The organism is Streptomyces sp. Act143, assembly GCF_003143935.1.
Classification (GTDB): domain Bacteria; phylum Actinomycetota; class Actinomycetes; order Streptomycetales; family Streptomycetaceae; genus Streptomyces.
On record NZ_QFRX01000001.1, the window covers coordinates 1226944 to 1247488 of the forward strand.

Sequence of the window (20545 nt, forward strand, 5' to 3'; positions counted from 1 at the left end):
AGTGCCCATCAGCCCCTCTCTCTTGACCGACGAGCCCCTTCAGGCCAACTATGTTGCGTATCGCTCACTGTGTTGTGTAATACGCACCGACGGAGGCCGCACATGTCCCCTCGACCGCAACCTGGCCGCGAATACGTCCTCACCCTCTCCTGTCCCGACAGCGCCGGGCTGGTCCACGCCGTGAGCGGCTTTCTCGTCAGGAACTCCGGAAACATCCTGGAAAGCCAGCAGTTCGACGACCGACTCCAGGGCCGCTTCTTCATGAGGGTCCACTTCGACGTCTCCGACCCCGAGGCCGACGTGGAACAACTGCGTTACCGGTTCGGCCCGGTGGCGCAGGCGTACAACATCTCCTGGGCGCTCAGCGACGCGTCGACGCCGACCCGGACCCTGATCATGGTGTCCAGGTTCGGCCACTGCCTCAACGACCTGCTCTTCCGCCGGCGCACCGGCGCCCTCAACATCGAGATCCCCGCGATCGTCTCCAACCACCGGGACTTCGAGGGCCTGGCCGAGACCTACGGCATCCCCTTCCACCACGTCCCGGTCACCAAGGACACCAAGCCGGAAGCCGAGGCACGGCTCCTCGAACTCGTGCGTGACCTGGACATCGACCTGGTGGTGCTGGCCCGGTACATGCAGATCCTCTCGGACGACCTGTGCAAGCAGCTGGAGGGGCGCGCCATCAACATCCACCACTCCTTCCTCCCCAGCTTCAAGGGCGCCAAGCCGTACGACCAGGCCTACCAGCGCGGTGTGAAGCTGGTCGGCGCGACGGCGCACTATGTGACGTCCGACCTCGACGAGGGCCAGATCATCGAGCAGGACGTGGTCCGGGTGGACCACTCGCTGGACCCCGGCGACCTGGCCACGGTGGGCCGGGACGTGGAGGCGCAGGTGCTCGCGCACGCGGTGAAGTGGCACAGCGAGAGCCGGGTGATGGTGGACGACAACCGCACGGTGGTCTTCCGCTGAGCGACCCGTGAGAGGGGGCGGGGCCGGCATCCGGCCCCGCCCCCGTCGTATACGGCGTCAGGCGCCCAGCCGGTCCAGCAGGGCGCGCCGCCACCTCTCCGTCTCGGCGATCTGGTTGAACGTGAACAGGTGCAGGCCCGCGACCCCGGCCGAGGGCGCGGTGAGGGCGGCCTCGGCACGGGACAGCAGCCGCTCGGGGTCATACCCGCCGGGCGTCGCGAACCGCACGAACCACGAGGCGTGCTTCGTCAGGAACCGCGTCGACTCCCCCACCCCGATCTTCGTGGCCATCGCCAGCAGCTTGGCCCGCTGCACGGGACCGGCGACGCCCACATGGACGGGCAGGGTGACGTCCCGGCGCCGTACCCGGACCAGCCACTCCCCCAGGACCCGCGGGTCGAAGCAGAGGTTGCTGACGATGTACGTGGCGTGCTCGCGCTTGTCCCACATCGCCTGGATCGTGATGTCGTCGTCGAGGAGCGGATGACTCTCGGGGTAGCCGGTGACACCGACACGGGCGAAGGGACTGCCGAGCTCGCTCAGCCTGCGCAGCACCGGCAGCGCCCCGTCGAAGCCGCCGACGGGCGGATCGGCGTCGCCGGCCGGGACGAAGACGTCGTCCACGCCCGCCCCGGCCAGCCGGTCGACGACGTCCTTCAGGTGGGCGTCGTCCCGCAGCAGCCGCGCGGGCACGTGCGGGACGACGCGGTAGCCGTGGCCCGCGAGCCGGGCGGCCAGATCGAGGGTCGGCTCCAGGCCCTTGACCGGCGACGCCGTCACGGTGACGACGACGTCGCGCGGGACATGGGCGAGGACCTTGTCCTCGGTGGCCTTCGCGGGCAGCACCTCGTAGCGGACGCGCTCCAGCAGCGCCCCGAGTCCTGCGGCGCCCAATGCCTACCCCGCCTGCTTCTGGGCGTCGCGGTGACGGTAGTACGCGGCCTTCGACGGCGCCTCCGGCTCCTTGCCCAGGATCAGGTCGGCGGCCTTCTCGGCGATCATCATGACCGGCGCGTAGATGTTGCCGTTGGTGACGTACGGCATCACCGACGCGTCGACGACCCGCAGGCCCTGCGTGCCGTGCACCCGCATGCTCAGGGGGTCGACGACGGCCGTCCCGTCGGTGGCGGGGCCCATCTTGCAGGTGCAGGACGGGTGCAGGGCGGTCTCGCCGTCCTCGGCCACCCAGGCGAGGATCTCCTCGTCCGTCTCGACGGACGGCCCGGGCGAGATCTCGCCGCCGTTGTACGCGGCCAGCGCGGGCTGGTTGAGGAGCTTGCGGGCCACCCGGATCGCCTCCACCCACTCGCGCCGGTCCTGCTCGGTGGAGAGGTAGTTGAAGCGCAGCGCGGGCTGTTCGCGCGGGTCCTTGCTCTTGATCTTCACCGAGCCGACGGCGTCGGAGTACATGGGTCCGACGTGCACCTGGTAGCCGTGGCCGCCGGCGGGCACGGAGCCGTCGTAACGGACCGCGACGGGCAGGAAGTGGAACATCAGGTTGGGGTAGTCCACGTCCTCGTTGCTGCGGGCGAAGCCGCCGGCCTCGAAGTGGTTGGTGGCGGCCGGGCCCTTCCGGAACAGCCATTGCAGGCCGATGAAGGGGGCGCGCCACTTCGCCAGGTACGGCTGCATCGAGACGGGCTGCTTGCAGGCGTACTGGATGTAGACCTCCAGGTGGTCCTGCATGTTCTCGCCGACGCCCGGCAGGTCGTGGACGACGTCGATGCCGAGGGCGCGCAGTTCCGCGGCGTTGCCGACGCCGGAGAGCTGGAGCAGTTGCGGGGAGTTGATGGCGCCGCCGCAGAGGATGACCTCCTTGGCGCGGACCTGCTGGAGGGCGCCCTTGCCGCGCTGGTACTCGACGCCGACGGCCCGCTTGCCCTCGAAGAGCACGCGCGTGACGAGGGCGCGGGTCCTGACGGTGAGGTTGGGGCGCTTTCGCGCGGGCCTGAGGTACGCCTTGGAGGCCGACAGCCGGCGTCCGCGGTGGACGTTGCGGTCGAACTTGGCGAAACCTTCCTGCCGGTAGCCGTTGACGTCGTCGGTGGGCGCGTAGCCCGCCTCCTCGGTGGCCTTCTGGAAGGCGGCGAAGAGGGGGTTGGTGGCGGGGCCGCGTTCGAGGACGAGCGGGCCGTCGTGGCCGCGGAACTCGTCGTCGGGGTCGGCGGCGAGGCAGTTCTCCATCCGCTTGAAGTACGGCAGGCAGTGCGCGTAGTCCCAGGTCTCCATGCCGGGGTCGGCGGCCCAGCGCTCGTAGTCCATGGGGTTGCCGCGCTGGAAGATCATGCCGTTGATGCTGCTGGAGCCGCCCAGCACCTTGCCACGGGCGTGATAGATGCGCCGGCCACCCATATGGGGCTCGGGCTCGGACTCGTACTTCCAGTCGTAGAAACGGCTGCCGATCGGGTAGGTCAGCGCCGCGGGCATGTGGATGAAGACGTCCCACGGGTAGTCGGGCCGGCCCGCCTCCAGCACCAGCACCCGGTTGGCCGGGTCCGCGGAGAGCCGGTTCGCCAGTGCGCTGCCGGCCGAACCGCCGCCGACGATGACGAAGTCGTACTGCACAGGAGCCATGGTGCCTCGTCTCGCTCGCGCCGTAGATATGCGGGGCATGCTAGCGCCAGTCCCGCTATACGCACCAGGTTGCGAACAACGCAACCTTGAACGGCTTGGTTTCGGGGGCGTTACTTGCAGGCGTGTTGTTTACTGCGCGTATAGTTTCACTGTGAGCAACTACAGCACTGATACGGAAACGTCGAGTTCACACGCCGGCGGCGTGCAGTCGGTCGACCGCGCCATCAGCGTCCTGGAGATCCTCGCGCAGCGTGGCGAAGCGGGCGTCAGCGAGGTCGCGGGCGAGATCGACGTCCACAAGTCCACCGCCTTCCGCCTGCTCGGCGCCCTGGAGGCGCGCGGCCTGGTCGAGCAGGCCGGCGAGCGCGGCAAGTACCGCCTCGGCTTCGGCATCGTCCGGCTGGCCGGCGCGGTCACGGGGCGTATCGACATCACCCAGCAGGGCCGCCCGGTCTGCGAGCGGCTCGCCGAGGAGATCGGCGAGACGGTGAACATCGCCGTCATGCAGGAGCACTACGCGATCAACCTGTACCAGGTGCGCGGTCCGGGAGCGATCACCGCACACAACTGGGTGGGCCAGCTGACCCCGCTGCACGCCACCTCCAGCGGCAAGATCCTCCTCGCCCACCTGCCCGCGAAGGAGCGCGCCGCGCTGCTCGCCGAGGCCGGCCTGAAGAAGCTCACCCCGGCCACCATCACCGCGAAGACGAAGCTGGAGAAGAACCTCGCCGAGGCACGGGAGCGCGGCTACGCCTTCACCCTGGAGGAGCTGGAGGTCGGGCTGCACGCCATGGCCGCCCCGATCCGCAACCGGGACGGCGAGGTCATCGCGGCGCTCAGCGCCTCCGGCCCCGCCTACCGCTTCACCGAGGAGCGTCTGCACGAGCTCTCCCCGGTGCTGATCAAGGGCGCCGAGGAGATCAGCCACCGCATGGGCCACCTGGGCTGAGGTCAGCCCTGGGACAGCCCCAGGCGCTCGTTCACCCAGTCGTGGAAGGCACCGATGTGGTGCTCGCTGGGCACCAGCACACCGCCCTTGGCGTACATACGGGAGCTCATGCCGGGCTGGGTGCGCTCGCAGGCGTCGAAGTCCTGCTGGTTGACCCGGTGGAAGAGTTCCACGGACCGGCTGACGTCCTTGCCGCTCTCCACGACGTGCGGCAGGTACAGCCAGTCGCACTCCACGATCGTGCGGTCCACGGACACCGGGTACATGCGGTGGAAGATCACGTGGTCCGGGACGAGGTTGATGAAAACCTGCGGCTTGACCGTGATCGCGTAGTAGCGGCGGTCCTGGTCCTCCGCCACGCCCGGGATGCGGTCCAGCCCCTCGGAGCCGTCGACCGTGAAGCCCCGCACCTCCTCCCCGAACTCCGCACCGTGCCCCACGTAGTACTGGGCCGCGTAGCCGTCCGCGAACTCCGGCAGCACCTCGGTGAGTTCGGGGTGAATCGTGGCGCAGTGGTAGCACTCCATGAAGTTCTCGATGATGAGCTTCCAGTTGGCCTTCACGTCGTACGTGATACGGCGGCCCACCTTGAGGCTGTCGATGTCGTAGCGCTCGATCGACTCGACGTCGCCGAGCCGCTCGACGATCGCGCCCTGCACGTCCGCCTCGAAGGACGGCGGGTTCTCCGCGAGGCACACCCACACATAGCCGAGCCACTCGCGCACGGCCACGCTCACCAGGCCGTACTCGGTGCGGCCGACGTCGGGCATCTTGGTGAGGTTGGGAGCGGCGACCAGCTTGCCGTTCAGGTCGTACGTCCAGGCGTGGTACGGGCATTGGAAGGCCCGCTTGACCTCGCCGGACTCCTCGGTGCACAGCTTGGCGCCGCGATGCCGGCAGACGTTGAAGTACGCGCGGATGCTGTTGTCCCGCGCCCGGGTGACGAGGATGCTCTCGCGGCCCACGTCGACGGTGCGGAAGGCACCGGGCTTCGCCAGTTCGGAGGCGCGCACGACACAGAACCACATGGTCTCGAAGATGCGCTCCTGCTCCTGGGCGAAGACCGCCGGATCGGTGTAGGAGGAGCCGGGAAGGGTGGCGATCAGGCTGTCCGGCAGGCTGGTCGAGGTCACGGGACACTCCTCGGGAAACGTCATGGAGGGGTCATTCACGCGCCGGGAAGAGCGACTCCGGACGGCGTTGTGTATAGAGCAACGCTGCACGCCATATGAAACGGCAGCATGGGATGCCTCGGGGGTGGTGTCAAGAGGCCGCGGCGAGCTGCTTGCGCCAGCGTGTGAACAGCCTCGGCTGGTTCATCCCGAGCACGGCGACCGGGTCACCGGCCCGCCGATAGACGGCCAGCACGTCACGGCTGTCCGCGGCGCCCGTCTCGACGGTGACACTGTCGGCGGCGGCGGCGTGGCCGGCGAACTGGATCTTCACGCCGTACTGGTCGGACCAGAAGTACGGCGGCCGGGGCACGCCCGGTTCCACCGCGCCCCGCGCCAGCAGCGTCGCGATCGCGGCGTCGGGGCGCTCGAGCGCGCCGGTCCAGTGCTCGACGCGGCGATGGTGGCCGGCGCGCGGGTCGTACCAGTTGGCGCAGTCGCCGACCGCGACCACTCCGGCCAGGTTCGTGCGGCCGTCGGCGCCGCACTTGACGCCGTTGTCGAGGGCGATGCCGGAGCCTTCCAGCCACTCGACGTTGGGGCGGGCGCCCACGCCGACGACCACGATGTCGGCGGGGAGACTGCGGCCGCCCTCCAGCAGAACGGCGTCGACGCGACTCTCGCCGCTCAGCCCCTTCACACCGACCCCGCACACCAGTCGGACACCGTGATCGGCGTGGAGACCGGCGACGACGGCGCCCATCGCCTCGCCCAGTGGCCCGGCGAGCGGTGTCGGGGCGGCCTCGACGACGGTCACCTCCAGGCCGAGGGCGTACGCGGTGGAGGCGACCTCGGCGCCGATGAAGCCGCCGCCGATCACCACCAGCCGTCCGCCGCGGGCCAGTTCGGCGCGCAGGGCGCGGGCGTCGTCCAGGGTGCGCAGGGTGTGCACGCCGGCGAGCCCCTCGGAGCCGGGCAGGGTGCGGGCCGCGGCGCCGGTCGCGAGGACGAAGCCGTCGGCGCGGACCTCCCGTCCGTCGGCGAGGCGGACGGTACGGCCGACGTGGTCGAGACCGACGGCACGGGTGCCGAGCAGCCACTGCGCCGCCAGGTCCTCGCCGTCCGCCTCCAGGGCGAGTTCGGCCTCACCGAGGGTGCCGGCCAGGAACTCCTTGGAGAGCGGGGGCCGGTCGTAGGGGCGGTGCGGCTCGTCCCCGATGACGACAAGCCGGCCGTCGTAGCCCCGTTTCCGCAACGAGCGTGCCGCCGACAGTCCGGCCAGCGAGGCACCGACCACGGCGACGGTCCTCACGCGGGGCCTCCGGCGAGCCGGGCCGCGAGGCAGGGCGGCAGGTTCGGGGCGGCGGTGGACAGCAGGACGTAGACCATGCCGTCCTCGACGACGACCTCGTGGGTCCGCACCGGGAGCTTGGCCGGCGGGGCGTCCACCGCGCCGGTGCGCAGGTCGAACTTCGAGGCGTGCAACGGGCATTCCACCTCGCAGCCCTCCAGCCAGCCGTCGGCGAGCGACGCGTCCTGGTGGGTGCAGGTGTCGTCGATGGCGAAGAGTTCGCCGTCGTCGGTGTGGAACACCGAGACCGGCGGGTCGATGTCGAGCCGGTGGGCCTCGCCTCGGGGGAGCTCCTCGAGACGGCACGCGGGAATCATCATGACACCTCGGTGCGTATAGCGAAACGGATTGCGATTGACGCAACGCCAGTCTGCGGGCCGCTCCGAACCGTTGTCAAGGCATCACCGGGCCCGGTTCGAACGGTTCCGCGGACCACCCTCAGGGCAGCCCGCGGCGCCCGCTCCACCTGCAGAAACAGGCGGAACGGGCGCCGCGCGCGAGCCCCGTGGGAGCGGTCAGAAGCCGCGGTCGATCCACTCCTGGAGGTGCGGGGCCTCCGCACCGAGGACGGTCGTCTCCCCGTGTCCGGTGTGAACGACGGTGTCGCCGGGCAGCGTCAGCAACCGGTCCCGGATCGAGTCGATGATGGTCGGGAAGTGGCTGTACGACCTCCCGGTGGCCCCGGGACCACCCGCGAACAGCGTGTCTCCGCTGAACAACGCCGTCAGGGCGGGGGCGTGCAGACAGACCGCGCCGGGCGCGTGGCCGGGCGTGTGCAGCACGGTGAGCTCGATGCCGGCCACCGCGATCGTCTGGCCGTCGGCGAGTTCGGCGTCCGGCGCGCGGTCGGGATGGGTCTGCTTCCACAGCGGCAGGTCGTCCGGATGCAGCAGCACCGGGGCGCCGGTGCGTTCGGCGAGTGCGGGCGCGGCGTCGATGTGGTCGTTGTGGGCGTGGGTGCAGACGACGGCCCGCAGGGTGCGCCCGCCGACCGCGCGGGCGATGGCCTCGGCGTCGTGCGCGGCGTCGATGACGATGACCTCGTGGTCGTCGCCGACGATCCACACGTTGTTGTCGACGTCCCAGGTGCCGCCGTCCAGGGAGAACGTCCCCGAGGTGACGAGGCGTTCGATGCGGGCCTCCATCAGAGGACCACCACCGAGCGCAGGACGTCGCCGTCGTGCATCCGCTCGAAGGCCTTCTCGACCTCGTCCAGGGCGATGGTCTCGGTGACGAAGGCGTCGAGGTCGAGGCGGCCCTGGAGGTAGAGGTCGATGAGCATGGGGAAGTCGCGGCTGGGGAGGCAGTCGCCGTACCAGGAGGACTTCAGGGCCCCGCCGCGGCCGAAAACGTCCAGCAGCGGCAGCTCCAGCTTCATCTCCGGGGTGGGGACGCCGACCAAAACGACCGTACCGGCCAGGTCGCGCGCGTAGAACGCCTGCCGGTACGTCTCCGGACGGCCGACCGCCTCGATGACGACGTCGGCGCCGAAGCCGCCGGTCAGCTCCCGGATCGCCTCGACCGGGTCGCTCTCGCGCGAGTTGACCGTGTGCGTGGCGCCCAGCTTCTGCGCGGTCTCCAGCTTGCGGTCGTCGATGTCGACGGCGATGATCCGCGCCGCGCCCGCGAGGTTCGACCCGGCGATCGCCGCGTCCCCGACCCCGCCGCAGCCGATGACCGCGACCGTGTCACCCCGGCCGACGTTGCCGGTGTTGATGGCCGCGCCGATGCCCGCCATCACCCCGCAGCCCAGCAGCCCGGCGGCGGCCGCCGAGGCCGAGCGGTCGACCTTGGTGCACTGCCCGGCCGCGACCAGCGTCTTCTCCGCGAACGCCCCGATGCCCAGGGCGGGCGACAGCTCGGTGCCGTCGGTGAGGGTCATCTTCTGCTTGGCGTTGTGGGTGTTGAAGCAGTACCAGGGCCGGCCGCGCAGACAGGCCCGGCACTGCCCGCACACCGCCCGCCAGTTGAGGATCACGAAGTCACCGGGCGCGACGTCGGTGACGCCCTCCCCCACCGACTCCACCACGCCCGCGGCCTCATGGCCGAGCAGGAAGGGGAAGTCGTCGTTGATGCCGCCCTCGCGGTAGTGCAGATCCGTGTGGCACACCCCGCAGGCCTCGATCTTCACCAGCGCCTCGCCCGGACCCGGGTCGGGCACGATGATCGTCTCCAGGCTGACAGGGGCGCCCTTGCCCCGCGCGACGACAGCACGGACCTGGTGCGTCATGGTCACTCCTCGGCTGATCGAGACCGGCATCAGATGTTGCTCATTACGGCACACATTTCATGTGTCGCAACACAGCATCATGGAGTGCCGACCGGGGGTCAAGGAGCTCGACACGGTTGCCCCTCCATGCCGACGACCACGTCCGGAACCGAGGCCGACACCGCGGGCTCTCGCGGTCACGTCCGGAACCCGGCCGGCAGCACGGGCGCCCGCAGGACGCGCCGGATCGGCGCCCTGCGGGCGGTGCTCGTCGGCAGGCACTCGTCCATCACTCCGTGGCGATGGCCCGCAGTACGTCCATGCGGGCCGCCCGTCCGGCCGGGCGGAGGCCGGCCAGGGCGCCCGCCGCGAGGCCCATCAGGGCCACGATCGTCAGTTGCGTCGGCGGGATCGCGAAGGCGAAGGCGCTGTCGCTCGCGCCGTCGGAGGCCTTGACCAGGACCCAGCCCAGGAAGGCGCCGAGTCCGAGACCGCCGACGGTGCCGAAGGCGGCGACGAGGACCGCCTCCCAGCGGACCATGGCCCGCAGTTGGGAACGAGTCTGCCCGACGGCCCGCAACAGGCCCAGTTCGCGGGTGCGTTCGTGGATCGCCAGGGTCAGGGTGTTGGCGATGCCGAGGAGCGCGATGAGGACGGCGAGGGCCAGCAGGGCGTAGACGAGGGTGAGCATCATGTCGATGCCGCCCGCCGACGACTGCGCGTACTCGTCCCGGGTCTGCACCTCCGGAGCACCGTAGCGCTCGGCCACCTTCTCCACCGCGGCCTTGCCCGCGCCGGTGCTCACGCCGTCCTTGAAGGACACGGCCAGCAGGGTGTCGGAGTCCTGGGTGCGGTGCGGTTCCCAGGCGGTGCGGGTGATGACGTAGTCCCCCGCCAGTTCGGACCGCCCGTAGACGGCACGCACCGTGAAGGTCCTCGTCTCGCCGTCGGTGAAGGTGAGCCGCGCCTTGTCGCCGGTCTTCAGTCCCTGGCTCTCGGCCTCGCTCTCGGTGACGGCGATGCCGTCGGTGCCGAGGCCGCCCAGGGAGCCCCGGATGTCTCCCAGGTCGAAGGTGCGCTCCAGTGCGAGCGGATCGGTGACGGTCAATGCCCGTCCCTTTCCGTCGACTTCGGCGACCCCGCGCCCGAGGCCGACGGCCGTGTCCACCTCGGGCAGCGCGGCCACGGCGCCCGCCAGGCGCGGGCTCAGGCCACTGCCGCCCGCACCGAACGCCGGGGTGCTCACGGCCACGTCACCCGCGAAGGAGCGCGAGACCGTCTGGTCCATCGTCGCCTTCAACGAGGCGGCGAAGACGGTGAACAGGGCCACGACGGCGACGCCGATCATCAGCGCGCTCGCGGTGGCGGCCGTCCGCCGGGGGCTGCGCAGGGCGTTGCGGCGGGCGAGGCCGCCGGTGACGCCCCGCACGCGGTCGAGGGGGCCGCCGAGGACGCGTACCGCCGTGGTGGAGGCGACCGGGCCGAGCACCACGAACGAGGCCAGGGCGAGGACGGCACCGGCGCCGGCGAGCCACAGCGACGGGGTCACCAGGACGCCGCCGAACGTCAGGCCCAGGGCGAGGGCGCCGAGGCCCAGACCGGTGACGGCGCGGACGGGGGAGGCGCCGGAGGAGTCGACGGCCGTTTCCCGCAGGGCCGCCATGGGCGCGGTGCGGCCCGCGCGGACGGCGGGCAGCAGGGCGGAGCCGAGACAGACGGCGACACCGACCGCCAGGGGCAGCAGCATGGACAGCGCGCTGATGACCAAGTCGCCCTCGGGGAAGGGGAATCCGATCGCCGGGAACAGGGCCTGCAGACCCGCGGCGATGCCGATGCCGCCCGCCAGACCCGCCAGTGAGGCCGTCACCGCGACCGCGACCGCCTCCACGAGGGTCGCCGCCGTGACCTGGCCGCGGGAGGCGCCCAGTGCGCGCAACAGGGCGTTCTCGCGGGTGCGTTGGGCGACGACGATCGCGAAGGTGTTGTGGATGGAGAAGGTGGCGACCAGGAGGGCCACCCCGGAGAACACGAGGAGGAAGAGGGTGAAGACGGTCAGGAACTGGCTGGAGATCATCTCGGTGTTCTCCTCCGCCGCCGCCTGCCCGGTGATCGCCTCGACGCCGTCGGGGAGTACGGGAGCCAGCCGGTCGACCAGTTGCTGCTGGCCCACCCCGGAGGCGGCCCGGACCTTGATGGTGGAGGCCTGGCCCGGGCGTGCCGTCAGGTACTTCTCGGCGTCCGCCCGGGTCATGCCGGTGAAGGTCACCTGGGCCATGCCGTCCTCGCCGGCGAAGGTGGCCAGGCCGACCACGGTCACCCGCACCGGGTCGGGGGTGCGCAGGGTCGTCGTGTCGCCGAGGTGCAGGCCGCCCCGCCTGGCCGCGCCCCGGTCGATGACGACCTCGCCGGACCGGGCCGGGGCACGGCCTTCGGCCAGCTGGTAGGCGTTGAGCTCGGGGTCGGTGATCCAGTTGCCGGCGAGCGTGGGCGGGCCCTTGCCGCCGATGGGGTCGCCGTCGGCGCCGACGAGCTGCCCGGCGCCCTGGATGTCGGGGGCGGCGGCGGCCACGCCGGGGACGTTCTCGATGGTGTCCACCAGGTCCGCGGGTACCGGCGCCCGCACGCCCTGGCTCTCGCCGGGCGTGGTGATCGCGTCGGCGCTGCGGACCACGGCGTCCGTGCCGCTCGCGGCCCGCCCGAACATCGTGTCGAAACTGGCGCGCAGGGTGTCGCCCATGACGAGGGTGCCGGCCAGGAAGGCGACGCCGAGGAACACGGCCAGGAAGGTGCCGGCGAAACGCCGCTTGTGGGCCCGCAGGGAGGACCTGCTCAGGAGGACGGCGGCGGTCATGACGACACCTCCGAGGCGTTCGCGGGCGTCCCGGAGTCGAAGGCCTTCATGCGGTCCAGGACCCGTTCGGCGGTCGGTGCGGCCATACGGTCCACGAGGCGCCCGTCGGCGAGGAAGACGACCTCGTCGGCGTGGGCGGCGGCCACCGGGTCGTGGGTGACCATGACGACCGTGCGGGCCGTGTGGCGCACCGTGCGGCCGAGGAGGCCGAGCACCTCCTCGCCGGCCCGGGAGTCGAGGTTGCCGGTCGGCTCGTCGGCGAACACGACGTCCGGCTGTCCGGCGAACGCCCGTGCCACGGCGACGCGTTGCTGCTGCCCGCCGGAGAGCTCGGAGGGGCGGTGGTGGAGGCGGTCGCGCAGGCCCACGACGTCGATCAGGGCGTCGACCCACTCCTGGTCGCCCTTGCCGCCGGCCAGGTCCAGGGGAAGCGTGATGTTCTCCCGTACGGTCAGCGTCGGCACCAGGTTGAACGCCTGGAAGACAAAACCCACCCGGTCGCGGCGGAGCAGGGTCAGGCGGCGGTCGTCCAGGGCGCCCAGCTCCGTGTCGCCGATGTAGGCGGCGCCCGCGCTGAGCGTGTCGAGGCCGGCCGCGCAGTGCATGAGGGTGGACTTGCCCGAGCCCGAGGGCCCCATGATCGCGGTGAAGCGGCCGGCGGCGAAGTCGATGCTCACGCCGTCCAGGGCGCGTACGGCGGTGTCGCCACCGCCGTACACCTTCACCGCGTCGACGACGCGTGCGGCGGTGCGCACCTCGGTCGTGACGGTCATGCCGCACCGCCCTTGCCCGGCCGGCGGCCGAACTGCTCGTCCAGGACGGACAGCCGGCGCCAGTACTCGTCCTCGTCGATCTCGCCGGAGGCGAAGCGGTGGCCGAGCACGGTGAGGGGCGAGTTGTCGTCGGCGGCGAACCGCCGGGGACCGCCACGGCCGCGCCACACCGTACGGCGGAGGACGGTGACGGCGCCGACGACGACGGCCGCCCAGATCAGCGGGAAGAGGAGGATCCACGGGCCGGGCCCGCCGTCCCAGTGCGCCAGGGTCTGCATCTCGGGTCATCTCCCTAGTGAGGGGTTCCGGTGATGCTTCGAGAGTGGCCGCGGCGGTGGGTCCGGGTCGTCGTACGGCCAGCGGCAGTGCGCCTACCTCCCGGGGAGTACGAGGAGCCTCCCGGGCTGCTCCCCCTGAGCCCCGGCCCGGATCTCGACGTCTGTAACTACTAGTATGTACAGTGCTTGCATGAGCACCCCGGAACGACTGATCGAGTCCACCCGCGAGCTGCTGTGGGAGCGCGGTTACGTCGGTACGAGCCCCAAGGCCATCCTGGAGCGTTCGGGCGCCGGGCAGGGCAGCATGTACCACCACTTCAAGGGCAAGCCCGACCTCGCGCTGGCCGCGATCCGGCGGACGGCGGCGCAGCTGCGGGCTACCGCGGAGGGAGTACTGGGCGGGCCCGGCACGCCGTACGAACGCATCGAGGCGTATCTGCTGCGCGAGCGCGACGTGCTGCGCGGCTGCCCGGTCGGGCGGCTGACCATGGACCCGGACGTCATCGCGAGCGACGAGCTGCGCGCGCCGGTCGACGAGACCCTCGACTGGCTGCGGGAGCGGATCGCCGGAATCGTCGAAGAGGGCCAGGAGCAGGGCCGGTTCGCGCCCGAACTGGACGGCGAGGCCATCGCGGCCACCGTCGTCGCCACCGTCCAGGGCGGCTACGTCCTGGCCCGCGCGTCCGGGGCGCCGGGAGCGTTCGACGCGGCCGTCCGGGGGCTGTTGTCCCTGCTCTCGCCCCGATCCCGATAGACAGGAGGCCGCCTTCGTGCATGCCATGCAGTACGAGCTCACTCTGCCCGCCGACTACGACATGGACATCATCCGCGCCAGAGTCGCCGCCAAGGGACATCTGCTGGACGACTGGACGGGCCTGGGCCTGAAGGCGTACCTGATACGGGAGCGCGGCGTCCACGCGTCCGCGGTCAACCAGTACGCCCCCTTCTACCTCTGGAACACGGTACACGGCATGAACTCCTTTCTCTGGGGCGGCGGTTTCCAGGGGGTGAGCGACGACTTCGGGCGGCCGTCGGTGCGGCAGTGGACCGGTCTGGCGTACGAGGAGGGCGCCGCCGCCGGCTCCCCCGCGCGGGTGGCGGTACGGCGGCGCCAACCCGTCCCGGACGGGGCCGAGTCGGCGCGGTGCGCGTCGGAGGCGGCGGACGAGGCGAGGCGGCTGGCGGCCGAGGACGGGGCGCTGCTCGCGGCGGCCGTCGTCGACACGTCCCGCTGGGAGCTCGTCCACTTCTCCCTCTGGACGCACGACGCGCCCAAGGCCGCGGGCGACGTCTTCCAGGTCCTGCACCTGTCGGCACCGGGTGTGGGGCTTCTGGCCCGCGGTCGCCAGTGGTGAGCGCGGTCCGCACGGTCCTCGGCGACCTCGACCCGGCCGGCCTCGGGGTGTGCAATGCGCACGACCACCTGTTCTTCGGCAGCCCGCAACTCCCCGGCCAGGAGCTGCGCGACGTGGCCGCGGCCCGCGCCGAGCTCTTCGCCTTCCGGGCGGAGGGCGGCGGCGCAGTGGTGCAGTGGACGCCGTACGGGCTGGGCCGGCGGGCCGCCGATCTCCCGCCGCTGTCCCGGGATACGGGGGTCGCCGTCGTCGCCGCGACCGGGCTGCACCAGGCCGTCCACTACACGGAGAGCGTCCTGGCGGAGGTGCGGGGCGCCCGTCTCGCGGAGGTCTTCGTCGCCGAACTGACCGACGGCATCGGCACGTCCGGGGTGCGGGCCGGGCTGATCAAGGTGGCGGGGGGATTCCACGCCCTCGACGCGCACGCGCGCTGGACCATGGCGGCGGCGGCCGAGGCGCACCACGCGACGGGGGCGCCGATCGCGGTGCATCTGGAGCTGGGCACGGGCGCGCTGGACGTACTGGACCTCCTGTGCGGCGAGTTGGGGGTGCCACCGCGCCGGGTGATCCTCGGGCACCTCAACCGCTCCCCCGACCCGGTCACCCAGCTTCAGGCGGCGGCATCCGGTTGCTACCTCGCCTTCGACGGGCCCTCGCGTGCCCATCACGCCACCGACTGGCGGATGCCGGACGCGGTGCGGGCCCTGGCGGAGGCGGGGTTCGGCGACCGGCTGCTGCTCGGCGGCGACACCACGACCGCGGCGGCGCGTTCGGTCGACGGCGGGCCGGGGATGCCGTATCTGCTGCGCCGGGTGCGTCCGCGGCTGGCGGCGGCCGTCGGTGCGGAGGCGGCCGAGCGTATGGTCACGGCGAATCCCGCCCGGGCCTTCGCCGTCGAGTGGCGGTGAGCGATCATGACGGTCACGGGCGCACCGGAGGAGGAAGACCATGGCACTGGAGATGCGGGGCCGTTGCGAGCGCTGCGAGACGACCGAACTGCCGCCGGACGCGGATGCCCGCATCTGCGCCTACGAGTGCACCTTCTGCGTGGCGTGCAGTGAGGCCCTGCACGCCATCTGCCCGAACTGCGGCGGGGAACTGGTCCCGAGGCCGCGCCTCCTCCGAAAGGACCCCGCCTGACATGCCGTTCGTCCGGATCGACGCCCTGAACGCCGGCCCCGAGCGCCTCGACGCCCTCGGCCGGGCCGTGCACGAGGCCCTGGTGGAGACGCTGGGCATCCCGCCGGACGACCACTTCCAGGTGCTCACCGGTCACGACGGAGCGCGCGGCACGCTGCGGTACGGCGACTACCTCGGGGTGCGCCGCGACGAGGGCATCGTGTACGTCGCGATCACGATGCGCGCCGGACGCACCCCGGAACAGAAGCGCGCCCTGTACCGGCGCATCGCCGAACTCGCCCACGGCTACGCGGGCACCGCACCGCGGAACGTGTTCGTGACCGTGACCGAGAACGCGTCAATCGACTGGTCGCTCGGTCACGGGGAGGCCCAGTACGCGCCCGGGACGTCCGACGCCTGAGCCTTCGCCGGTCAGTTCACCGAGATGTCCACCGACGGGCGCAGCTTCGCCGCCGCGGCCAGTGCCTGGTGGGCGGGGTGAGTGTCGAAGGCCCGCAACAGGGCGGAATCCGCCGGGAGTTCGGCGGCCGGGTAGGCGATCTGCTCATACGCGGCCTGGAAGCGGGGGCCCCAGCGGCGGGCGCCGAGGCGGGCCGTGCGGGAGCAGTTGTCGACCATGTGGGCCACGTCGCGGGCGTGCATGTAGGGCAGCAGGGAGTCGACGGCCTCGATGACGGACTCGTTGACGATCTCCGACCAGGGGTGGCCGCGGTCGGCGAACTCGTCGATCTGGGCGGTCATCGTGGCGATGAAGACCCCGGCCGTGAACGGGTCGACGGGCAGCTCGCGGGCGCCGCGCCGCGCCCGCACACGCGCCGCGGCGGACCACATGGGTGAACCGCCGATCTCGCTCATCGGCCGGGTGCCGAGGCGGCGTTCGGCGAGGATCACGCTGCGCAGTTCGGTGCCGTCGGCGACCTCGTCGTAGATCTCGGCGACGATCTCCCGGGCGGGCCCGTACGTGGCCGTGTACGCGCGGTCGAAGACGTCCCGGGCGGACGGGGCGAGTCCGTCGCGGACCGCCTTCAGGCCGCTTCGGGAGATGGTGCGGGCGACGGGGCCGGTCACGTTCTCGCAGGAGCGCTCGTACGCCGTGACCTCGTCGTCCCCGGCGAGCCGGTACCGCCTGTACAGGGTCTCGACGATGCCGTGGACGGCGCCGAGCAGGATGGCGCGTTCGCCGACGATGTCCGAGCGGTACTCGCTGTCGAGGGTGGTGCGGAAGGTGTACGGCGAGCCCAGGGCGACCGCCCAGCCGAGGGCCAGGTCGACGGCGCGGCCGTCCGGGTCGGCGTGGACGGCGTAACTGCTGTTGATCCCGGCGCCGTTGATCTCCGCGCCCTGCTGATAGAGCCGCCGCACGGAGTCGCCCATGCCCTTGGGGCAGACGGCGATCACCGGGTGTCCGGGCGGGAAGTCGCCGCCGGTCTCGCGGAGGTGGCCGAGCAGGAAGCCGTGCGAGAGGCCGATCGCGGCGCCCGGCCGCAACGCGGCGAAGATCTCGGGGTGATGGGCGGCCAGGGCCGCGTCGGCGATCAGCAGGATCACCAGGTCGCTGTCGGCGGCGACGGCGAGCCAGTCGCCGAGGGTGCCGTTCTCCTCGGTGAAGCCGTGAGCGCGGGCGTCGGCGGCCGACGCCGATCCGGGGCGCAGTCCGACGGTCACCGTGAGGTCGGTGCCGGCGAGGGAGTCGCGAAGGTTGAGGGCCTGGGCACGGCCCTGCGGGCCCCAGCCGAGGACGCCGATGCGGCGGACTGCGGCGAAGGCCTGCGGCAGCAGCGGGAACAGATGCCGGCCGCCGCGCAGGATCGTCTCCGTGCCGCCGGGCACGTCCATCGTCTCGAAGCCGAAGACACGGGAGGTGTGCGTGGGCGAGGTCATGGTGGAGTTGTAGGCTCCGGCCGAACGTTGCGGCAAGCGCAACTTCCGCAGCGCACTCTTGCACAAACTGAAAGAGGCAGGTCATGGCATGCGCGACAACCATCGGGAACTGCGGCTCTTCCTGCATCTGGCGCAGACGCTGAACTTCGGGCGGACCAGTCTCGACTGCCATGTCAGCCCGGCGACGCTGACGCGGACCGTGCAGCGGCTGGAGGCGGAGCTGGGGCACCGGCTGTTCGACCGGGGGCCGCGCGGGGTGTCGCTGACGGCCGAGGGGCACCGGTTCCGGGAATACGCCGTCCAGGCCACGGAGTTGTGGCGCTCCTATCGCGAGGAGCACCCCGACCCGGCCGAACTGACCGGCCGTCTGGCGGTGTTCGCCACGGTCACCGCCTGCCAGGCGCTGCTGCCCGACCTGTTGGCCCCCTTCCGGGCCGCCCATCCGCAGGTGCGGCTCGATCTGCGCACCGGCGACGCGGCGGCGGCGCTGGCCCGGCTGGACGAGGGTGAGGTCGACGTGGCCGTGGCGGGCCTTCCGGCGCGGCTGCCGGAGCCGTTGGCGGGACGGACGGTCGCGGTGACCGAACTGGTCCTGGTCACCGCCCGGGACCGCCCCGGTCCCGGCCTCGACGGGCCCTTCGTCCTCCCCCACCGCGGGCTCGTCCGGGACGCCGCCGACCGCTGGTTCCGGGCCCGCGGCACGACACCGGAGGTGGCCTGCGAACCGGACGGCCACGAGGGGCTGTTGACGCTGGTCGCCCTCGGGTGCGGGACGGGGGTGGTGCCCCGGCTGGTGCTGGAGCACAGCGCCGTACGGGAGCGCCTCGCGGTGGTACCGGCGGAGCCGCCGCCCGAGCCGTTCCCGATCGGCCTGTGCGTACGCCGGGCCGACCTGCGGCGGCCGTTGGTGGCGGCGCTGTGGAGCCTCACGGCTCCCTGAGCCGCGGACCCCGCCGCCCTCACCGTCCCCTGAGGCGCTCCACGTTCTCCCGGTCCTCCGCGTCCTCGCTGGCCTCGGCCGCGAACCACGCGTCGAGGATCTCCTTCATCAGCGGCTCGGACGTCAGGCGCAGGCCGAGGGCGAGGACGTTGGCGTCGTTCCAGCGGCGGGCCCCGTCCGCGGTGTAGGCGTCGGTGCACAGGGCGGCCCGGACGCCGGGGACCTTGTTGGCGGCAATCGACGCGCCCGTGCCGGTCCAGCAGCACACGACCGCCTGGTCCGCCGTCCCGGCGGCGACGTCCCGGGCCGCCGCCTCCGAGCAGGCGGCCCACTGGGAGTCGGCGCCGGGTCGGAGGGCGCCGTGGGCGGTGACCTCGTGGCCGCGGGCGCGCAGCTCGGCGACCAGGGCCCGCGCCACGGGTTCGTCCATGTCGGAGGAGACTGAGATCCGCATGGCCGCGAGCCTACGCGCCGGGCGGACGCGGGCGACGGCCCGGCGGGCCGCCGGCTACCAGGGAAGCGGGCCGTGGACGTCGACGTAGCCGCCGGTCGGGCCGTCGGGGGGCGTCAGGGCCGCGCGGACGATGATCTCGGCGCCCTGCTCGACGGTCTGGGTGCCGGTGCGGCCGTTGAGGTCGGTGTCGGTGAAGCCGGGCTCGACGGCGTTGATGCGCATCCCCGGGAAGGCCTTGGCGTACTGGACGGTGATCATGTTGACGGCGGCCTTGGACGACGGGTAGGCGACGGCCGGGTAGAAGTGCGCCGGGGAGTCCGGGTCGGAGAGGCGGGCGAGGGAGGCCAGGCCGCTGCTGACGTTCACCACGACAGGCGCGGCGGAGCGCTGGAGCAGCGGCAGGAAGGCGTGCAGGACGCGGACGACACCGAAGACGTTCGTCTCGAACACCGTGCGCATCTCGTCGGCGGTGGTGTCCGCGGCGCGGGGGATGCCGTTGTCCTCGCCCCTGACCTCGATGCCCGCGTTGTTGACGAGGACGTCGAGTCCGCCCTCGGCCTCGACGGTCTTGGCCGCGGCGGCCACGGACGCGTCGTCGGTGACGTCGACGAGGACGAACCGGGCGCCCAGCTGCTCGGCGGCGCGGCGTCCGCGTTGCTCGTCGCGGGCGCCGACGTAGACGGTGTGACCTGCTGCGACGAGGCGGCGGGCGGTCTCGAGGCCCAGTCCCTTGTTCGCTCCGGTGATCAGTGTGGTGGTCATGGCTCCACGGTCGCTCCCGCCCCGGCGGGCAGCCAGACGACTCCTTTTCCTGGGACTCCCAGTACCAGGCACCCGCCCGCCCGGCGCGGTTGACTGGGGGCATGACGACGACGGAGCTGGGGCAGGCGCTGCGGCGCTGGCGGGACCGGGTCGTGCCGGAGACCGCGGGTCTGCCCGCCGGGGGCCGGCGGCGTGCGGCGGGGTTGCGGCGCGAGGAGCTGGCGCTGCTGGCGGGGATCTCGGTCGACTACGTCACCCGGCTCGAACAGGGACGGGCGGCGAACCCGTCGGGTCAGGTCGTGGAGGCGCTGGCGCGGGCGCTGAGGCTGTCGGCGGACGAACGGGGGTATCTGTTCCGGCTGGCGGGGCTGGTGCCGCCGGGGCCGGAGACGGTGCCCGGGTATCTCACGCCGAGTGTGCAGCGGCTGCTGGACCGGCTGGTGGACACGCCCGTCGGGGTGTCCGACGCGGCGATGACGCTGCTGGTCGCCAACCCCCTGTACGCGGCGCTGATGGGCGATCCGTCCGGGTGGCGCGGTTTCGAGCGCAATGGGGTGTGGCGCGCCTTCCTGGGCGCCTCCACCCGGGTCCGGCACACCCCGCAGGAGCGGCGGGATTTCGAGTCCGGGATGGTGGCGGAGCTGCGGGCGACGGTCTCCCGGTATCCCGGTGACCGGCAACTGCGGCGCCTGGTGGCGGAGTTGAGGGAGGGCAGTGCGCGGTTCGCCGAGCTGTGGGACGCGGGTGTCGTCGGCCGCCTCCAGGCCTCGCGCAAGACGATCGAGCACCCTCAGGTGGGTCTGCTGACGCTGGACTGCGATCTGCTGCGGGTGGACGGCAACGACCTGCACATCCTGGTGTATTCGGCCGAGCCGGGCACCGAGGCCGCCGAGAAGCTCGCGCTGCTCTCCGTCCTCGGTACGCAGTCGCTCGTGGGCTAG

At 72.1% G+C, this 20545-nt stretch carries 22 protein-coding genes; 9 read left to right on the forward strand and 13 right to left on the reverse strand.

Annotated features, from left to right (window positions below; all coding sequences use genetic code 11):
* The first annotated feature begins 102 nt into the window (after positions 1 to 102).
* Complete coding sequence (purU, locus tag DI272_RS05400) at positions 103 to 975, forward strand: formyltetrahydrofolate deformylase (RefSeq protein WP_109493997.1); 873 nt, start codon at positions 103 to 105, stop codon at positions 973 to 975.
* Between the two features lie 57 nt (positions 976 to 1032).
* Here the strand turns inward: purU and DI272_RS05405 are convergent, their stop codons facing one another.
* Positions 1033 to 1869, reverse strand: coding sequence for a methylenetetrahydrofolate reductase (locus DI272_RS05405; RefSeq protein ID WP_109493998.1), 837 nt, complete (start codon positions 1867 to 1869; stop codon positions 1033 to 1035).
* A 3-nt stretch (positions 1870 to 1872) separates the two neighbouring features.
* Positions 1873 to 3549, reverse strand: coding sequence for a choline dehydrogenase (betA, locus tag DI272_RS05410; protein WP_109493999.1), 1677 nt, complete (start codon positions 3547 to 3549; stop codon positions 1873 to 1875).
* A gap of 202 nt (positions 3550 to 3751) precedes the next feature.
* Here betA and DI272_RS05415 point away from each other — a divergent pair, with 202 nt between their 5' ends.
* Positions 3752 to 4498, forward strand: coding sequence for an IclR family transcriptional regulator (locus tag DI272_RS05415; RefSeq protein WP_109494000.1), 747 nt, complete (start codon positions 3752 to 3754; stop codon positions 4496 to 4498).
* A gap of 2 nt (positions 4499 to 4500) precedes the next feature.
* Here the strand turns inward: DI272_RS05415 and DI272_RS05420 are convergent, their stop codons facing one another.
* The 8 genes from DI272_RS05420 to DI272_RS05455 form a co-directional block, all read right to left on the reverse strand.
* Positions 4501 to 5631 carry an aromatic ring-hydroxylating dioxygenase subunit alpha gene (locus DI272_RS05420; protein WP_109494001.1) on the reverse strand — a complete coding sequence of 377 codons (1131 nt, stop codon included), beginning with the start codon at positions 5629 to 5631 and terminating at the stop codon, positions 4501 to 4503.
* 130 nt (positions 5632 to 5761) lie between these two features.
* On the reverse strand, positions 5762 to 6922 hold the full coding sequence (locus DI272_RS05425) for an NAD(P)/FAD-dependent oxidoreductase (protein ID WP_109494002.1): 1161 nt from the start codon (positions 6920 to 6922) through the stop codon (positions 5762 to 5764).
* On the reverse strand, positions 6919 to 7281 hold the full coding sequence (locus DI272_RS05430) for a bifunctional 3-phenylpropionate/cinnamic acid dioxygenase ferredoxin subunit (RefSeq protein WP_109494003.1): 363 nt from the start codon (positions 7279 to 7281) through the stop codon (positions 6919 to 6921). Before DI272_RS05430 ends, DI272_RS05425 begins: the two co-directional genes overlap by 4 nt.
* 195 nt (positions 7282 to 7476) lie before the next feature.
* Positions 7477 to 8106 (reverse strand): MBL fold metallo-hydrolase, encoded by a 630-nt coding sequence (locus tag DI272_RS05435; RefSeq protein WP_109494004.1) that lies wholly within the window; start codon positions 8104 to 8106, stop codon positions 7477 to 7479.
* Complete coding sequence (locus DI272_RS05440) at positions 8106 to 9191, reverse strand: S-(hydroxymethyl)mycothiol dehydrogenase (RefSeq protein ID WP_109494005.1); 1086 nt, start codon at positions 9189 to 9191, stop codon at positions 8106 to 8108. Before DI272_RS05440 ends, DI272_RS05435 begins: the two co-directional genes overlap by 1 nt.
* Before the next feature lie 268 nt (positions 9192 to 9459).
* The gene (locus DI272_RS05445) at positions 9460 to 12021 is read right to left on the reverse strand and encodes an ABC transporter permease (protein WP_109494006.1); all 2562 of its coding nucleotides are present in this window, start codon (positions 12019 to 12021) and stop codon (positions 9460 to 9462) included.
* Positions 12018 to 12794: an ABC transporter ATP-binding protein gene (locus tag DI272_RS05450; protein ID WP_109494007.1), complete on the reverse strand. Its 777-nt coding sequence runs from the start codon at positions 12792 to 12794 to the stop codon at positions 12018 to 12020. The genes DI272_RS05445 and DI272_RS05450 overlap by 4 nt, the downstream gene beginning before the upstream one ends.
* Positions 12791 to 13072, reverse strand: a complete 282-nt coding sequence (locus tag DI272_RS05455; RefSeq protein ID WP_109494008.1) for an SHOCT domain-containing protein — start codon at positions 13070 to 13072, stop codon at positions 12791 to 12793. The genes DI272_RS05450 and DI272_RS05455 overlap by 4 nt, the downstream gene beginning before the upstream one ends.
* Before the next feature lie 175 nt (positions 13073 to 13247).
* Here DI272_RS05455 and DI272_RS05460 point away from each other — a divergent pair, with 175 nt between their 5' ends.
* The 5 genes from DI272_RS05460 to DI272_RS05480 are packed head-to-tail and all read left to right on the forward strand — an operon-like array spanning position 13248 to position 15967.
* Positions 13248 to 13826 carry a TetR/AcrR family transcriptional regulator gene (locus tag DI272_RS05460; RefSeq protein ID WP_181387095.1) on the forward strand — a complete coding sequence of 193 codons (579 nt, stop codon included), beginning with the start codon at positions 13248 to 13250 and terminating at the stop codon, positions 13824 to 13826.
* 16 nt (positions 13827 to 13842) lie between these two features.
* Complete coding sequence (locus tag DI272_RS05465; protein ID WP_109494010.1) at positions 13843 to 14427, forward strand: DUF4865 family protein; 585 nt, start codon at positions 13843 to 13845, stop codon at positions 14425 to 14427.
* Complete coding sequence (locus DI272_RS05470; protein WP_109500695.1) at positions 14424 to 15335, forward strand: phosphotriesterase; 912 nt, start codon at positions 14424 to 14426, stop codon at positions 15333 to 15335. Before DI272_RS05465 ends, DI272_RS05470 begins: the two co-directional genes overlap by 4 nt.
* Before the next feature lie 40 nt (positions 15336 to 15375).
* The gene (locus DI272_RS05475) at positions 15376 to 15567 is read left to right on the forward strand and encodes a DUF1272 domain-containing protein (protein ID WP_109494011.1); all 192 of its coding nucleotides are present in this window, start codon (positions 15376 to 15378) and stop codon (positions 15565 to 15567) included.
* A gap of 1 nt (position 15568) precedes the next feature.
* Positions 15569 to 15967: a tautomerase family protein gene (locus tag DI272_RS05480; protein WP_109494012.1), complete on the forward strand. Its 399-nt coding sequence runs from the start codon at positions 15569 to 15571 to the stop codon at positions 15965 to 15967.
* Positions 15968 to 15978: 11 nt separating this feature from the next.
* Here DI272_RS05480 and DI272_RS05485 read toward each other — a convergent pair whose 3' ends face one another.
* A complete protein-coding gene (locus tag DI272_RS05485) occupies positions 15979 to 17448 on the reverse strand; it encodes a ketol-acid reductoisomerase (protein WP_109494013.1) in 1470 nt (489 codons plus the stop codon).
* 88 nt (positions 17449 to 17536) lie between these two features.
* Between DI272_RS05485 and ilvY the strand changes: the two genes are divergently transcribed.
* Positions 17537 to 18388, forward strand: a complete 852-nt coding sequence (gene ilvY, locus DI272_RS05490; protein WP_109494014.1) for an HTH-type transcriptional activator IlvY — start codon at positions 17537 to 17539, stop codon at positions 18386 to 18388.
* A 19-nt stretch (positions 18389 to 18407) separates the two neighbouring features.
* Here ilvY and DI272_RS05495 read toward each other — a convergent pair whose 3' ends face one another.
* Together DI272_RS05495 and DI272_RS05500 are read right to left on the reverse strand one after the other, a co-directional pair.
* Positions 18408 to 18842 carry an RpiB/LacA/LacB family sugar-phosphate isomerase gene (locus DI272_RS05495; RefSeq protein ID WP_109494015.1) on the reverse strand — a complete coding sequence of 145 codons (435 nt, stop codon included), beginning with the start codon at positions 18840 to 18842 and terminating at the stop codon, positions 18408 to 18410.
* Between the two features lie 54 nt (positions 18843 to 18896).
* Positions 18897 to 19604, reverse strand: a complete 708-nt coding sequence (locus DI272_RS05500) for an SDR family NAD(P)-dependent oxidoreductase (protein WP_109494016.1) — start codon at positions 19602 to 19604, stop codon at positions 18897 to 18899.
* A 101-nt stretch (positions 19605 to 19705) separates the two neighbouring features.
* Between DI272_RS05500 and DI272_RS05505 the strand changes: the two genes are divergently transcribed.
* Positions 19706 to 20545 (forward strand): helix-turn-helix domain-containing protein, encoded by an 840-nt coding sequence (locus tag DI272_RS05505; protein WP_109494017.1) that lies wholly within the window; start codon positions 19706 to 19708, stop codon positions 20543 to 20545.

Coding starts and splice junctions, on each gene's coding strand:
- DI272_RS05430 (WP_109494003.1), bottom strand. CDS start 7,281: ATGATGATTCCCGCGTGCCGTCTCGAGGAGCTCCCCCGAGGCGAGGCC.
- betA (WP_109493999.1), bottom strand. CDS start 3,549: ATGGCTCCTGTGCAGTACGACTTCGTCATCGTCGGCGGCGGTTCGGCC.
- DI272_RS05500 (WP_109494016.1), bottom strand. CDS start 19,604: ATGACCACCACACTGATCACCGGAGCGAACAAGGGACTGGGCCTCGAG.
- DI272_RS05505 (WP_109494017.1), top strand. CDS start 19,706: ATGACGACGACGGAGCTGGGGCAGGCGCTGCGGCGCTGGCGGGACCGG.
- DI272_RS05450 (WP_109494007.1), bottom strand. CDS start 12,794: ATGACCGTCACGACCGAGGTGCGCACCGCCGCACGCGTCGTCGACGCG.
- DI272_RS05435 (WP_109494004.1), bottom strand. CDS start 8,106: ATGGAGGCCCGCATCGAACGCCTCGTCACCTCGGGGACGTTCTCCCTG.
- ilvY (WP_109494014.1), top strand. CDS start 17,537: ATGCGCGACAACCATCGGGAACTGCGGCTCTTCCTGCATCTGGCGCAG.
- DI272_RS05495 (WP_109494015.1), bottom strand. CDS start 18,842: ATGCGGATCTCAGTCTCCTCCGACATGGACGAACCCGTGGCGCGGGCC.
- DI272_RS05480 (WP_109494012.1), top strand. CDS start 15,569: ATGCCGTTCGTCCGGATCGACGCCCTGAACGCCGGCCCCGAGCGCCTC.
- DI272_RS05475 (WP_109494011.1), top strand. CDS start 15,376: ATGGCACTGGAGATGCGGGGCCGTTGCGAGCGCTGCGAGACGACCGAA.
- purU (WP_109493997.1), top strand. CDS start 103: ATGTCCCCTCGACCGCAACCTGGCCGCGAATACGTCCTCACCCTCTCC.
- DI272_RS05485 (WP_109494013.1), bottom strand. CDS start 17,448: ATGACCTCGCCCACGCACACCTCCCGTGTCTTCGGCTTCGAGACGATG.
- DI272_RS05445 (WP_109494006.1), bottom strand. CDS start 12,021: ATGACCGCCGCCGTCCTCCTGAGCAGGTCCTCCCTGCGGGCCCACAAG.
- DI272_RS05455 (WP_109494008.1), bottom strand. CDS start 13,072: ATGCAGACCCTGGCGCACTGGGACGGCGGGCCCGGCCCGTGGATCCTC.
- DI272_RS05440 (WP_109494005.1), bottom strand. CDS start 9,191: ATGACGCACCAGGTCCGTGCTGTCGTCGCGCGGGGCAAGGGCGCCCCT.
- DI272_RS05460 (WP_181387095.1), top strand. CDS start 13,248: ATGTACAGTGCTTGCATGAGCACCCCGGAACGACTGATCGAGTCCACC.